This window comes from Bacillus sp. CGMCC 1.16607, from assembly GCF_042683745.1.
In the GTDB taxonomy this organism is placed as follows: Bacteria; Bacillota; Bacilli; order Bacillales; family Cytobacillaceae; genus Pseudoneobacillus.
This window is the reverse complement of sequence record NZ_JBHUJX010000008.1, coordinates 136168-150724: the sequence shown is the minus strand read 5'-3', so window position 1 is coordinate 150724 and position 14557 is coordinate 136168. Positions and strand designations below refer to the sequence as shown.

The following is a 14557-nucleotide window of genomic DNA, read 5'->3' as shown; positions in this document are numbered from 1 at the left end:
TTTCCAATGGGTTCAGGTTTTTGCTTATGTATATTAACTGATTATCGGAGTCTTCTTATTTACTGCCCAATCTAATATAAATGGTTTTTGACGTGGGTTTAAATTAGATGGCAATTCTTCTCTATCGAAAAATTTATGCTCTCTGCTTTCTGTATCAATTTGTTTCAAATCACCTTCATAGCTATTTGACTTAAATATGATTTGAACACTAAAGACTTTATCTTTATTTGGATATTCAGCAAAGCATTTTTCACCTGAATAGATTCCAAACAACTCCAGATTCTTAACATCTAACCCTGTCTCTTCGAAAGTTTCTCTTTTAGCTGTTTGTTCAAATGATTCTCCAATTTCCATTAAGCCACCAGGTATACACCAATTATCTTCATCCGTTCGATGTTGAAGTAATATTCTCTTCTCACTGTCTTCAATGATGACTCCACAACCTACAGTTAGTAGAGTCGCGTGACCAATCTTACTTCTCATATCTTTTATATAATTCATTAAAAAAATCCTCCAATATAGAAACGCTCACACCAACTCATCCAAGTCGAACACATTATTTCCCTCAAAATCTCTTATTATTTCTTGAGGTAAGAGCAATCTAATTTGATCCTTTTTTGCCCAGATAAAATCCTTATGTTCATTCGAAAGGGTAACTACATTGTCTTCAGTTTTACATAAATATGTAAGAATGACTACTTGCCTTGATGGGTTTGTTTTGAACGTTGCTGCGTATAATATTCTATCAACTATTACCGTTAACCCCACTTCTTCTTGTATTTCCCTAATAAGTGCTGTTTCTAAATCTTCTCCAAATTCAATCTTACCTCCAGCACATTCCCACGTGCCCCCACCAACTTCATCATGATCAGAACGTTGGATAAGCAAAGCTTTTCCTTCATTTATTACTACACCTTTTACAGCAACAACGATTTTATTAGTCACTTGGAGTATCCTTTCTAATTTTGTAATCCCATTCATCTCATTAAATAAGGGTAATATTTTCAAAGTAAATTAGTTTCATTTTTATTAAAGGAATCCCAGAAAAAACCTAATTTTTAGTACTCCTATTTCTTATAAACAACCACCTGTAAAAGCAGGTGGTTGTTTATTAGCTAAACTTCATCATACGATAATACTATCTTTTAAAACCTTCTCTATACTGAGCTATCTTTAATATCAATTTATTTTTTAATCCAATCACCCACTGAGGATTTTCGGTGCTACTATCTATGTCTATTGTTTCTAGCAAGTGTCCAAACATGATTAGATTATGAAGCCTTAAAAACATAGGGATTTCTTTCACTTCTTGTTCAGTTATCACCATCTCTTTACTATATCCCTTAAGAAATAACTGAAACGATTTATTGGATAAATTAACCTCATTTTCAAAAAGGTCTCTTAGAGCAAATGCTATGTCGGCAGCGTACCAACAATTAATACCATCTTCAAAATCGATCATCTGAATTTTCTCATCAGCCCAAATCAAATTATCAAGTTCGAAATCATAATGAATTCTGCCGTAATTAAGTTCAGTCTGATTTAAATGTTCCATCCAGTCTCTAAGTAATTCAAACTCGTTTCTAGCTTCGACTTCATTTAATGGTAATGTTCGATCTAATCTATTTAGTAATTCTTTAATTGATTGAGTGCCTTCCTGATTGTGAATGGATGAGAACTTTTTAGAACTTTTGTGTAATGTCCCTAAAGCTTCTCCCCATAAAACAAATTGATTATTATTCAATTCCTCTATTTCATAAAGTTTGCCTTCAAAATAAGGAAATACCACGGCATAAAAAATTCCCAATGTATCATTTATTATCTCAATTGTATTTCCGTTTATCGATTTTATTGGAGCGTTTACAGACACATCTTGTTCGGATAGAAAGTTTAAAAAAGATATTTCATTTTCTAATTCATTGATATTTTTTTCCGGGGTTAATCTCAAAATATATTTATTACTATTATGTTCAAAAGAGTAAATGAAATTGCTGCTAGCTCTTATGAAACGCACTGAGTCTTGATCATATCCCCAATTCTCTAACACACTATTAATAAAGTTTTGGTGCGTTTCTGATTCTAATAAATCTCTCATCATTGTTAACTTCATCATCTTTTTATCCTCCATAATGTACAAGAACAAAAGATGTTAGGATAACGAATCCGATTAACCTTAAAAAAATAAAAAGACTATCATTTTACGATAGTCTCCAAATTGAATAATTAAGTATAAATTTAACCTATAGTTAGCACATGAAGGTTAATAATTGGACATCGTAATTCTTTTGCTTGCAAATTAAGTTTTGAATTAATCACAATATCAACCTCCTACCTAGTTAAATTTCCTAACATTCCAAATTATACATATAAAGGCTTCTTCTGTAAATAAAATATTAATCTTAGAAAATTAATCCTAGTTTACTTTGTGTTGCAGTAATCCACGACCGATAAAGTTTGCTGATACTGGTCTTCTATCTAGTTCCCTCGCCCAAACTGACAATTGTCCGATATGATGAATTTCGTGAGCAATCACATGTCTCATGACCTCACCCCATGTATCGATGACTATTCTTCCGTCAGGCAGTGTTTCTTGGAGTAGATTTCCCTCCAAACTATGGTCCCATTTACGTACGAATTCTTCTACCTCAGTATGGAATTTCTTATCTAATTCTTTTATTTTTTGCAAACTATTGTATTCATCAAAATTCTCTTGGAAATCTGGTTTCCCCTGAAGAATTCGAATCCAACTCCATTCAACATCAATGATATGAAATAGTGTTTGCAAAATCCCTCCTACTCCACCTGTACGTTCTAAAAGTAGTTCCTCTTCGTTCACTTCCTCGCACCATTCATACCATTCTTTTCTTACCATCCAATTGTAACGAAATAATGACTCCATCTAACTCCTCCAAATTAATTATTTTTTCCTTCTAAGTATAATAATAGCAATTATGAAAATTGGAACACCAGTACTAACTATCAAAATATTATAATTATAACGATGCAGATTATGTGGTTCACTTTTAATCTGATTGCGGTCCCTTACTTCCATATTCCGAACTCACCCGAGTAGTTCATCATACAATAAAATCCCGTTACTGAAGAATACTTTATTTTATTTCTACAACAAATGTATATGATACTTGACCATTTGACCAAATGGCTAAAACTTCATAAATATAACGACCTTTTGAAGCTGGAACTGTTATCTGCCCATCTTGCAAATCAACTTCCCCTTCGTAATTCCAAAAATACACACTTAAATTGGGATTTTGTTCTATCTCAATACTCACTTTTCTATTTGGTTCCACTATAATGGCTTTGAAATGTTCCGCGATTTGGTTAGGACTTGCAGCATCAGTTTGGACGCGACTATTTTTCATTCTCCATTCAAAACTTCCCTTTGCCATTTCATACCGAGTGTCTCACCTACTTTAATATAGCCAGGTGCAGATGGTGGGAACTCATCTTTTTCAAATATAAATTTAGGTAAGGTTGATTGTGTTAATTTTGTTTCTTCTGAAACCTTTACATCTGAGCATGCAGCTAAGAATAAAAAGAATACTAAAACTGAAAATAATCCTTTTCTCTTCAGCGTATTCACCCCTTTATCACTCATTAGCCAAAAGATTACTTCAAATTATTTGACGCAAATTTTAAGCAAAGGTTACTTTTTGTTCTTTTAAGTGCTACGATTATCAATCAAAATAGACAGGTTCTTGATGATTATATAAATGTTGAAAAGCTAATTTAATTTGTGATTCGGTATTTCTCTTAATTGATAATAATGGTAGTTCGTTTTCAGCAAAAAACTCTACTGCACTCGTTTCTACTCCTTCTTTTGGTTCTCCGCCAATTATTTCACATTGGATAAAAATTTTATAAACATGGAATGGAGAAGGTGGGTGTGGATGACATTTCTTATCAAAAACACCAATCAATTTCTTTGCTCTCACATCAAAACCTGATTCTTCTTTTACTTCTTTCACTACAACTTCACTCGGAGTAAGTCCTATATCGCCCCATCCCCCCGGTAGTGACCATTTACCATCAGTATTTTCTTTAACCATTAATATTTTCTCTTCCTTAAATACAACAGCTCTTATATCTACTTTAGGTGTTGCATAACCTGACTCAGTAGCAAACAAATCTCTTATAATAGATTTTTCAATATCAGTATGTTGGGATAAAATTTCAACGCTTATATTCCTTATTAATTCAAACCTTTCTATGTCATAAACATCTTTAGAATAAGTTAATCCTGCCTGTGCAATTGATTGTAACTGTTTTGCCCATTCAAGCCATTTAGGTTCCATTTTTTATCACCACCTATTTAATTATACCAAATATTACCTTAACCTATAAATCAAGTTAGAAATGCAGGAATCCCCCATCCAGTTGTGGAAATAAACGATGGGGGTGTAGATTTTGAAAAAAATGAAACTTACAGGAAAAAGGGTTACTCTTCGAACACTGGAATTAAATGATGTTCCAGTTTTATACGATTTAATTTACACTGTTGAAAAACCAGAATGGAAAAATTATGATGCACCATATTTTCCACTTGAGCCATGTACTCTAGAGAAATTTTACGAACGAATGGATAAAAGAATGAACTTTACAGATGTTCCAAACGCATTGATTATCGAACACAATGGAGAAATTATTGGTGATGTTAGTTTCTATTGGGAACATCAGGCTACACGTTGGCTTGAAGTAGGAATTGTCATCTATTCATCTAATCATTGGAGTGGTGGATTTGGAACAGAAGCTCTTACTTTATGGATTGATTATTTATTTAGTCAACTTGAAATCGGCAGAGTTGGTTTAACCACATGGTCAGGGAACCCACGAATGATGCGATGTGCGGAAAAATTGGGAATGCAATTAGAAGGTCGAATGAGAAGATGTAGGTATTACGATGGTGTATATTATGACTCCATTCGAATGGGAATTTTGAGGGAAGAGTGGGAAGCGCATAAATATAAATCAAACTAATGTTCAGTTGAATTAAAGACAAAACTCCTCTCTTGAAGAAGAAAAATGTCTTTAATAAGCTCTGTTAAAGACAAAACTTCTCTTTTAACAAAGAAAAATGTCCTTAATAGCCACTATTAAAGACAAAACTCCTCTTTTAACGAAGAAAAATGTCTTTAATTGCCACTATTAAAGACAAAACTCCTCTCTTAACGAAGAAAAATATCTTTAATAAGCGCTGTTAAAGACAAAACTCCTTTTTGAACAAACTCTTTACCAGTAAAGGGAAAATATCTTTTATATTCTTTACTTAACTATTCCCATTATTTCAACTTTATAACTTTCCAGATCAAACTCAGAATTATCTATTTTGTACTTTTCCATTTTTAAAGCTTCAAAAATTTTAGCTTCTAATTCGCTCCTTGCTTTAAGTACAGCTATTGTACCTTCTAAACCTTCTGCACCACATCTTTTTCCATAGCCTTGGTGATTATAATAGTTCATAAATCCTTCTGACCAGTCTTTCGGCCTTTCTTGAACAGCTTTTGTAAAGGAATAACTCAAATCCTTTTGGTCCACATAAATCAAAACGGGATTTAACGGTTCAATGATATCTGCCAATCTCTTAATATAGTTCATCACAACCTCATCCGATGCATCGTATTTAACCATCCCAGTAGTAACTGGATTTTGGATAAAGCAGCATTCAAAGATGTAAGTTTCTTCACTATTTAAGGCCATATCACGAAACTGCTCCCATTTTGCAGTTATTAATTCTATATGTAACTCTAACGGCAATTCATATAAATCATGGTTCCATAATGTACTTGACAATTCATCAGGGAGTTTCGAATCACCTATTTTATATCTAGGTATTAAATAACCGTTTTCTTGTTCTACTGCGATACTCAATAATAAAGATTCAAACTCCTTAAAATTTGCCTTCAAGTCGGTAAATTCATCTTTTGAAAAATAAGACACCGTATCATAATCAGCAGGGTGTTCTAAGTTTCCTTCTAAAAACAATTTTGAACCAATATTCATTTCTTTTAAAATATCATACGTAAGTTGGGCAGTTGTTGATTTTCCTGACCCAGGAATGCCTTCTATTAAAATCAATTTTGTTTTTGTCAATGTAGTATCTCCTAATATCTATAATGAATGGATAAATTATTCTTGATTCTACTCCACTTTCCTCACCTCAAATATTTGTAATCTATCATTTCTATATTGTTATTTTATTATCCTTCTTGAAGTGGCGATCATGTAACCATAAAAAAGCCTCAGAATAATTCTGAGACTCACTTACTGTCTATTTTAATTAATTCTTGAAATCGCAATTTCGATGTCGCTTCATCAAAACTACTGTAAATCCGATAGTTTTCGTCATCTAAAATACGAAAATGTTTACTGATAATATTTTGCTGAAGTATCAAGCCATTCTTTTTATCTAGTTCTCTCCACCAAACTTTCCCGCCCAAAGTCCGTTCCTTACGAAAATCAATATCGTCTCTTGCAATCGTTTCTAAAACTTCTATTGGGTCATTCCCCAAAAATAATCGAACTATTTCAGTTTCCCGAAATAAAGCACAAACTGTTACAACGGTTGACCAGCCTGCTCTCACTCTACCCTTTTCAATTTGAACTAGTGTCTTTTTCGATAACCCAATGATCTCAGCCATTTTATCTTGGGTATATTCAGCTTCCATCCGAATCATTCGGAGATTTTCTGATACCATTTCAATGATTTCGTCCTTGTTCAATTTTCCACAACCCTTTTTAGGGTAATTTTACACCAAAATTTTTAAAAAAAGAAGGCAAATTTACAACCTACTCACACTTACTTTGACACGAATCCTTGATCCCACACCCAGCACATTTACCTTCTTTTGATTTTTTTATAAAACGAAAGAGTGCAAAGCTGGCATATCCAAAAATGGTTCCTCCAATTATGATATTAGCTAACATATTTCCCACTCCTTCTTATGAATAGCCAAGCAACTTTCCTACGTGATAAATGACTAAAGCAATAATATACGCAACGATTAAAGCATAGGCAATCGAAAATAAAGTCCATTTCTTTGAGCCAGTTTCTTTATAAATCGTAGCCACCGTCGCTAAGCAAGGGATATATAACAAAATAAAAGCCATAAAACTATAGGCGGCTAAAGGTGTAAATGAAGTAGCTAATACGCCTTGAAGAGAAGCTTCATTAGGAACAAAATAAATAATATTCATTGTAGAGATAATCGCTTCTTTTGCTAAAAAACCTGTAAGCAAGGAAGCACCTGCTTGCCACGTACCAAACCCAATTGGCTGCAACAATGGGACGAACACGCCACCGATTGCCGCTAAATAGCTATCGTCCATATTGACATTCAGTCCATCTGGACCCGCATAGGAAAGTAGCCAAATAAAGACTGAACCTGCAAAAATAAAAGTTCCTGCTTTTCTTACAAACCCTTTACCTTTATCCCATGTGCTTCTCCATAAAGCTTTTCCCTGTGGCAATCGATATGGAGGCAATTCTATTACAAATAAGGAAGTTTCCCCGCTTAATAATGTTTTCGAAAAAATCTTTGCAAGTAGCAACGACACAATAATTCCGAGTATATATAATGATAGAACAATTAGCGCTTCCTGTTTAATAAAAAAAGTTCCAGCAAATAAAGCATAAACAGGTAGACGAGCGGAGCAAGACATTAAGGGAGTAAGTAAGATTGTTAATAATCGTTCCCTCGGAGTTTCAATCGTTCTAGCTGCCATGATTCCTGGGACGTTACAACCAAAACCAATGATCATTGGAATAAATGCTTTTCCATTTAAGCCTACATGCTCCATAATACGATCCATTACTAAAGCAACCCTTGCCATATATCCCGAGTCTTCTAGTAAGGAGATAAAGAAAAACAAAATAAAGATTTGGGGTACAAAGACAATGACCCCACCAACCCCTGCGATGATTCCATCTACTACTAATGAATGAATAAACGTCGATGCCCCAATCAAATGAAGGAGTTTATTAGCCCCATTTGTTAAGGGACCAGAGATTAATGCATCTAACATATCTGATAGCGGAAAGCCAAGCCAGTTAAAGGTAAGCATGAATAACAAATACATTAATAAGAAGAAAATCGGCATTCCTAAAAATTTATTCGTCACAATTTTATCGATTGTTTCTGATAGAGGTGTTTGCTCCTTTTTCGTAAATGTGACCGATTCATTTATGATAGATTGTATGAAGTGTTTTCTTCTTTGATAAATAAATCTGTCTAAAGACTTACTATCTACTGAACTCTCTAAATCCTCAACTATTTTTAAAAGTTCCGTAGGGCCCACCCGCTGCAATAAATATTCCTTAACATATGGATTTCCCTCGAATAATTGAAGGGCTAACCACCTTGTGGATGGTGTCTTTTGTCCTTCAAGCATTTTCGTAACCTGCTTGATTGCAGCCTCCATCTCTTGCCCGTAATCAACGATTGGTTCAGCCAATTTAAATGGCTGACTAGTAGCAATTCGATTAGCTAATTCATCACAGCCTTGCCCATTTCGTGCGATGACTGGATTTACTTCTATTCCTAATCTCTTAGATAGGAGTTCTACATCAATTTGAATACCGCGATTTCTTGCTACATCAAGCATGTTTAATCCAATGATAATTGGTTTTTCAAACTCTAAAAGTTGAAGAGTTAAGTGGAGATTTCTCTCTAACTGTGAAGCGTCTAATATATTTAAAAGTTTATCAGGATGTTCAGTAAGAAAATAATTCGTTACGACTCCCTCGTCCTTAGACAAAGGATTAAGAGTATAAATTCCAGGTAAATCAATTAATTGGTCACGCTTATTTTTAAATTGACCAATTTTTTTCTCAACGGTAACGCCACTCCAGTTGCCTACATATTCATATGTACCAGTGAGATGATTAAATAATGAAGTTTTCCCCGTATTTGGATTGCCTAGTAATGCGATATCCATTATAATCTCTCCACTTCAATTCTGTTTGCTTCTTTACGACGTATTCCTACACATTGACCACAGTACTCTAACATAAAAGGTCCACCAAACGGCATGATACATTTAATGCACACCTCTGATCCTTCCATAATCCCAAGATCAAGAAGTCGCCGTCTTACAAGGGCATCTACTTTTGAAATATTGGAGATGATTCCCTTCTCACCTGCTTTGAGTTGACCTAACATTTTTACCACCTGTTTCTTATAAATGAGAATGATTCTCTTTCTTTATAACATGATTGAGAGTCCTTATCAATGGAATTTATCACATGGATCAAACCTAAATGTTGATATGACGGGACGTGTTAAAAGCTTAAATCAAAATTGTCACAAAGTTGACAAAATTAAAAGGCCAAACCGCAAAATTTCGCCGGTTTGACCTTCACATTTATCCCAACATAACGGGCAGTAAGACCCCCACCTCAAGATTCTAAGAGAACAAAGAAGATAGGTCGGGGTCAACTGCCCGTATTGGTTCAACTAACCATCAGTGTGGGATGAAGAACACCCCCATTGACGGAAGTTTCACTTTATATCATTTTCTTCGGTGCAGCACTAATGACTAAAATAACAATGATGGCACTTAAAATAAAGCTCGGAAGCATATATGTTCCATTATAAATGAATGAATATAGTGCAGCTGGCGTACCTTTCGGTGCATACTCACCAAAAAAGACAATTCCTGTATAATAATGAGAAAGAAATCTTAAAAGACTTCCGATAAAAATCCCAATTGTTGCAAAAAGCATCCATTGGCCTTTTTTTTGTTTCTGAACACCTAGCTTGATTTGACCAACGAAAACTCCAGCCAATCCAACAACGGAAAATGCCACTAAATAATCAATAATACCTTGTACAGGAGTATAGATTTGCGAATATCCTAGTACAAATTGAAGTAATCCTAATAAAAAGCCTGTTAAGACACCGCCCTTTATTCCCCAACGAAACGCCATTAAGAAGATTGGCACCATCGCAATCGAAACCGACCCACCTTGCGGCCATATTCTTGAAAAAATAAAGCCCGATACGAGATCTAATAAAAAAGCCAATGCTGTAAAGATCGCAATCTCTACTAAAAATAATGTTTTGTTCTGTTTCATTCTCCGTTTCCCCCTTAATTTTCGGAAACGTTTGATTATAACCCTCTGCGTTACTCACGTATAGATTTTCAGTTTTTTGGTAAATAAAAAAGCAATATAGACGGTTTTGGACGGTCCACATTGCTTCGATCCCAAACCACATTCCTACGCTAGCATTAACTAACAGGTTCAAAGGGTTAGAACTCAAACGCTCACTCTCAGCCGAATGTCGGCTCCCCTTGTGGATAATATTTATTTATTCAAACATCTTGACTATACAATGATTTTATCTTCTTTACAAGTAAAACTTACAATCTATTTAAATTTTTCCTACAGCCAAATTATTTCACTGCCTTCAATAGACCTGTATCAAGTAGACATTTTTTCTATAGACCCACATGGATTTCATTTGTTAAGGTATAAATGCTATTTACATAATGGGGGTCACTACATGGAAACGAATTCTCAACTCAAGGCAGGAGAAAAAGGTGCTTGGATTAGCATTTTTGCCTATATCATATTAGCTACAATTAAATTAACAATTGGAAAAATCGGCCATTCAGAAGGTTTATGGGCAGATGGCTTAAATAACTCTACCGACATTATCGCGTCGATAGCAGTCCTAATTGGATTAAAGATAGCTAGAAAACCGCCTGATGACAATCATTTGTACGGACATTACCGTGCAGAATCTATCGCTTCACTTGTAGCAGCATTTATTATGATGTCTGTTGGGGTTAATGTCATTATTGGAGGGGTCCAATCTTTCTTCTCTCAACATTCTTCCCATCCAGATTGGATAACTGCCTGGACAGCACTATTTTCTGCAATGGTGATGTTCGGTGTTTATCGGTACAATCTTTCTCTAAGTCGTAAAATTAAAAGCGCTTCCATCAAAGCTGTTGCGTATGATAATCGTTCAGATGCTTTTGTCAGTATTGGTGCTTTTATTGGAATTGTTGGAACATACATTGGAATACCATTACTTGATGTCGTTGCGGCTGTGATCGTTGGATTAATTATTTGTAGAACAGCCTGGCATATATTCACAGAGGCTACCCACACATTGACTGATGGTTTTGATCAAGAGCAATTGTTAAATATTGAAAAAACGATTAAGGAAACACCAGGGGTTTTGGATGTAACAGATGTCAAAGCAAGGACACATGGGAATTATATTTTTTTAGAAACAACGATTCACGTGAACCCAAAACTCGATGTGATTGAAAGTCATCGCATAACGGAAGAAATTGAGAGCCTTCTTAAAGAAAAACATGAAGTAGAAAATGCTTTTATCCATATTGAACCATTTTTTGATAATTAAGGATTATACATCCTCATTTTCAATATTTTTCGTCATAATTTCTTACGTTTCTACAAAACTCGATAGAGGAAATTACCAAAATGACTCGAATACTATTGATAACATAGAAGCATTCTTGGAAACCATGGAGGTTTGAGATGTTATCCAATACTAAAATAAAATTAATCGACTATTTATCAACTCATAGAGAAGAAATGTTAAATGAATGGGCCGAATCAATTATCGTCTCCAGTGAAGATCCATTTATAAGACAAATTCGTGAAAATGGCGAGTCTATGTTTAATATCCTCTTGAATATTTATGCGCTTCCAGACAATCAAATTGAAAATCTCATTCAGAATCTTGCTGAAAGAGTAGTCAAAGAAAGAGTTCAAGCAAATATCAATATTGGTGATTTTGTTAATAATGTTGGTATAGGTAGAACGCTTATCCACCAAAGGTTACTAGAAACCAAACTTAGCTGGGATGTCATTCAAGAAGCGATAAAAAAAATCAATTATAACTTTGATAAATTCTTATACTTTGCGATCTCTAGCTATACTGATGCTAAAAATAAAATCATTGAGGAAAAAACACAGATGATTGATTCCACCCACGAAGATCGCTTAACCCTTCTTGGGCAAATGACCTCTAGTTTTGTTCATGAATTTAGGAATCCATTAACCTCGATCCAAGGCTTTATACAGCTTATAAAGTCAGAGTATCCAGGTATGAAGTATTTAGATATTATTTCGAATGAACTTGAACAACTCAATTTTAGAATATCTCAGTTCCTTTTGTTATCGAAAAAGGAACTTATCGGAAAGGAAAAAACCACCTTTTCACTAAATACCTTACTTGAAGAAGTACTTGTGTTCCTTTATCCAAGCATACTAGATGTTAAAGTGAAAATAATAAAAGAATTTATAGATGATGTTGATCTATATGGATACGCGGATGAAATTCGACAAGTCCTAATTAATATCATTTTTAATGCGATTGATGTATTAGGACACCATAGAATGGAAGAACCCGTTATTCATATTAAGTGTAATTTGTTATCTGAATCCTTTATCCAAATTAATATCGGTAATAATGGACCGAAAATTCCTGAAGAGCTTCAAAAAACGATATTTGAGCCTTTCTTTACAACAAAGAAGCTAGGTACTGGTCTCGGTCTTTTTGTTTGCCGTGAAATTATCGAAAAACATAAAGGAGATTTAAACTGTTATTCTAGTATAGATCAAACGGTATTCTCAATTATTCTTCCCTTAAACTCATCCATATATAAATGAATGAAACAATAAGAAAAGCGCGGGCGCCTTGATCAGCCCCGACAAGCAAATGCTTCGCCAGCCGGAAAGTCATTCTTTGAATTTTTGGCTGGCGAACATTTTACCTCGTGGTAGACAAAAGCGCAGCGTCCTGTCGCATTGTCGACACTAGTACTTCCAGTACGTCGGGGATAAGACGCTTGCACTAGACCAATTTTCGAAGTCTGAAAATGTTTTCTTATCTTTTGAAAAAGGAAAGGTGAAAAAATGTTTACATTAAAAGTAGATTCAGATATTGAATTGCAATTGTTTCAGCTTCATCACGCTGAAGAGCTTTTTTATCTAATCGATCAAAATCGTCTTCATTTACGCGAATGGTTACCTTGGGTAGACTCCATGGAATCTCCGTTACAGTACCACTCAATCATTCCTATGTGGTTAAAACAATTTGCCGATAATAATGGATTTAATTTAGGAATTCGTTTTAAAGGAAGATTAGTAGGGGCCATCGGACTTCATCAAATCGATTGGAATAATCACCAAACAACAATTGGCTACTATCTAGCAGAAGGGTTTCAAGGGAAAGGAATTATGACGAGAACTGTACAAGCAATTCTTAATTATGTTTTTTTTGAACTTCATTTAAATCGGGTGGAAATAAGATGTGGTGCCTATAATGACAAAAGTCGTGCGATCCCCGAAAGATTAGGCTTTATGCAAGAAGGAATTATTCGTGATGGGGAAAAACTTTATGGACGTTTTCATGATTTAATTGTTTACGGAATGTTAAAAAAAGATTGGATTAAGTGAAGATTTCATTAGTGAGGGTTCGTCCCCCACTAATGATTATGCTAGTTTAGTTTCCATACCCTTAATACATATCCACCGCATCCACATTGATCAATAAATTTTAATGAAACTGTATCTTTAAAAACCTCTTCAATTAATGGTTGCAAATATACTACGGGACTCCCAAAATTTTTAGATGTCACGAGATTAACAAATTTTCCTGGTGAAGTGTCTTCAACTGCTTTTATGGCATCTTTCAAAATTATGTCAATGTCGTTTTCGTATTCATCATGCTCAAGATCTTTTGTCCAATCTTTATCCATAAATACTCCTTTAAAGTACACGTCTTTACGATTTTGTCTTTAAAATAATAATATCCTCTTCAGCTCTAGCAAGTTTGATCAGATGGGAATCTAATCTCTTATGAATATTTTTTATTTCACTTCCCCCATCGATAAGAAAGTTCTCTTTAATACCTTCTAACACTTCTTTTATATCTGAAAGATCAATTTGATTAACCGCCACTCGATGTTCAATACTATCTACCTTTTCAAGTCGTGAAAGTCTTTTTTCAATACTTTCTAGTTTACTTTGATTAGAGAGGACAACTGTTTTTATTTCCTCTATTGCTTTCAATAATCGATCCATATTCACATGTCTCCTCTTCAGTTTATAAATAAATATTATCATCATTTCTTTATAAAATATGTTACAATTTCAGCAACAATAAGGGTCTGTTTCTCATGAGTAGAAACAGACCCTTTTCTTACTTTAACGATAGATGTTTTAACTTATTATATGCTTTGTCTCTTTACCAATTCCAATCCCACCAAGGGGTAGTATCATGAATCATATCTATTGTAGCCTTATGCTTTCGTTCTATTAACAAATTTTTCAATTCAGGGATATCGGGATTTGTTTCATAAAGTTCTATTGGCCCGATTAAACCCGTATAGCGTTATGAGGTACACAAAATTATTGTCAAGCACCCATCCTCTTTATCGCGTTAAAGTACTGGGGGTCAGTCCCCCGTTACTTTAATGCGGTAAAGTAACGTTTCGGATTATATTCCATTTATTTGGAAATAATACTTTTGGAAAGAGTTAATATCGTACTTAT

General features: G+C 34.3%; 19 protein-coding genes and 1 riboswitch. Of the genes, 4 read left to right on the top strand and 15 right to left on the bottom strand.

Annotated elements, in window-relative coordinates:
* Positions 1-33: 33 nt before the first annotated feature.
* From ACFSO7_RS03525 to ACFSO7_RS03495, 7 genes are all read right to left on the bottom strand, one after another.
* A complete protein-coding gene (locus ACFSO7_RS03525) occupies positions 34-501 on the bottom strand; it encodes an NUDIX hydrolase (protein WP_377875360.1) in 468 nt (155 codons plus the stop codon).
* A 27-nt stretch (positions 502-528) separates the two neighbouring features.
* The gene (locus tag ACFSO7_RS03520) at positions 529-981 is read right to left on the bottom strand and encodes an NUDIX hydrolase (RefSeq protein ID WP_377876428.1); all 453 of its coding nucleotides are present in this window, start codon (positions 979-981) and stop codon (positions 529-531) included.
* A gap of 157 nt (positions 982-1138) precedes the next feature.
* Positions 1139-2113: a phosphotransferase enzyme family protein gene (locus ACFSO7_RS03515; protein WP_377875358.1), complete on the bottom strand. Its 975-nt coding sequence runs from the start codon at positions 2111-2113 to the stop codon at positions 1139-1141.
* Positions 2114-2413: 300 nt separating this feature from the next.
* Positions 2414-2899 (bottom strand): DinB family protein, encoded by a 486-nt coding sequence (locus ACFSO7_RS03510; protein ID WP_377875356.1) that lies wholly within the window; start codon positions 2897-2899, stop codon positions 2414-2416.
* 211 nt (positions 2900-3110) lie between these two features.
* Positions 3111-3383, bottom strand: coding sequence for a hypothetical protein (locus tag ACFSO7_RS03505; RefSeq protein ID WP_377875354.1), 273 nt, complete (start codon positions 3381-3383; stop codon positions 3111-3113).
* Entirely contained in the window at positions 3380-3604 is a 225-nt protein-coding gene (locus ACFSO7_RS03500; protein ID WP_377875352.1) for a hypothetical protein, read from the bottom strand. The genes ACFSO7_RS03505 and ACFSO7_RS03500 overlap by 4 nt, the downstream gene beginning before the upstream one ends.
* 94 nt (positions 3605-3698) lie before the next feature.
* Positions 3699-4316, bottom strand: a complete 618-nt coding sequence (locus tag ACFSO7_RS03495) for an NUDIX hydrolase (protein ID WP_377875350.1) — start codon at positions 4314-4316, stop codon at positions 3699-3701.
* A 121-nt stretch (positions 4317-4437) separates the two neighbouring features.
* On the opposite strand from ACFSO7_RS03495, the gene ACFSO7_RS03490 reads away from it, so the two are divergent.
* On the top strand, positions 4438-4998 hold the full coding sequence (locus ACFSO7_RS03490) for a GNAT family N-acetyltransferase (RefSeq protein ID WP_377876426.1): 561 nt from the start codon (positions 4438-4440) through the stop codon (positions 4996-4998).
* Positions 4999-5283: 285 nt separating this feature from the next.
* On the opposite strand, the gene ACFSO7_RS03485 is transcribed toward ACFSO7_RS03490, so the two are convergent.
* The 6 genes from ACFSO7_RS03485 to thiT form a co-directional block, all read right to left on the bottom strand.
* Positions 5284-6111, bottom strand: a complete 828-nt coding sequence (locus tag ACFSO7_RS03485; protein ID WP_377875349.1) for a P-loop NTPase family protein — start codon at positions 6109-6111, stop codon at positions 5284-5286.
* A 167-nt stretch (positions 6112-6278) separates the two neighbouring features.
* The gene (locus ACFSO7_RS03480; RefSeq protein ID WP_377875347.1) at positions 6279-6740 is read right to left on the bottom strand and encodes a helix-turn-helix transcriptional regulator; all 462 of its coding nucleotides are present in this window, start codon (positions 6738-6740) and stop codon (positions 6279-6281) included.
* A 67-nt stretch (positions 6741-6807) separates the two neighbouring features.
* Complete coding sequence (locus tag ACFSO7_RS03475; RefSeq protein WP_377875345.1) at positions 6808-6945, bottom strand: FeoB-associated Cys-rich membrane protein; 138 nt, start codon at positions 6943-6945, stop codon at positions 6808-6810.
* 15 nt (positions 6946-6960) lie between these two features.
* Entirely contained in the window at positions 6961-8955 is a 1995-nt protein-coding gene (feoB, locus tag ACFSO7_RS03470; protein WP_377875343.1) for a ferrous iron transport protein B, read from the bottom strand.
* A complete protein-coding gene (locus tag ACFSO7_RS03465; RefSeq protein WP_377875341.1) occupies positions 8955-9179 on the bottom strand; it encodes a FeoA family protein in 225 nt (74 codons plus the stop codon). Before ACFSO7_RS03465 ends, feoB begins: the two co-directional genes overlap by 1 nt.
* 344 nt (positions 9180-9523) lie before the next feature.
* Complete coding sequence (gene thiT, locus ACFSO7_RS03460; RefSeq protein WP_377875339.1) at positions 9524-10093, bottom strand: energy-coupled thiamine transporter ThiT; 570 nt, start codon at positions 10091-10093, stop codon at positions 9524-9526.
* Between the two features lie 124 nt (positions 10094-10217).
* Positions 10218-10322, bottom strand: a riboswitch (TPP riboswitch).
* A gap of 201 nt (positions 10323-10523) precedes the next feature.
* On the opposite strand from thiT, the gene ACFSO7_RS03455 reads away from it, so the two are divergent.
* From ACFSO7_RS03455 to ACFSO7_RS03445, 3 genes are all read left to right on the top strand, one after another.
* Positions 10524-11396: a cation diffusion facilitator family transporter gene (locus ACFSO7_RS03455; RefSeq protein ID WP_377875337.1), complete on the top strand. Its 873-nt coding sequence runs from the start codon at positions 10524-10526 to the stop codon at positions 11394-11396.
* A gap of 137 nt (positions 11397-11533) precedes the next feature.
* The gene (locus ACFSO7_RS03450; RefSeq protein WP_377875335.1) at positions 11534-12670 is read left to right on the top strand and encodes a histidine kinase N-terminal domain-containing protein; all 1137 of its coding nucleotides are present in this window, start codon (positions 11534-11536) and stop codon (positions 12668-12670) included.
* A gap of 246 nt (positions 12671-12916) precedes the next feature.
* Positions 12917-13459 (top strand): GNAT family N-acetyltransferase, encoded by a 543-nt coding sequence (locus ACFSO7_RS03445; RefSeq protein WP_377875333.1) that lies wholly within the window; start codon positions 12917-12919, stop codon positions 13457-13459.
* 41 nt (positions 13460-13500) lie between these two features.
* Here the strand turns inward: ACFSO7_RS03445 and ACFSO7_RS03440 are convergent, their stop codons facing one another.
* Both ACFSO7_RS03440 and ACFSO7_RS03435 read right to left on the bottom strand, forming a co-directional pair.
* Positions 13501-13761, bottom strand: a complete 261-nt coding sequence (locus tag ACFSO7_RS03440) for a CGCGG family putative rSAM-modified RiPP protein (protein WP_377875331.1) — start codon at positions 13759-13761, stop codon at positions 13501-13503.
* 25 nt (positions 13762-13786) lie between these two features.
* Positions 13787-14086 (bottom strand): hypothetical protein, encoded by a 300-nt coding sequence (locus ACFSO7_RS03435; protein WP_377875329.1) that lies wholly within the window; start codon positions 14084-14086, stop codon positions 13787-13789.
* Between the last annotated feature and the right edge of the window lie 471 nt (positions 14087-14557).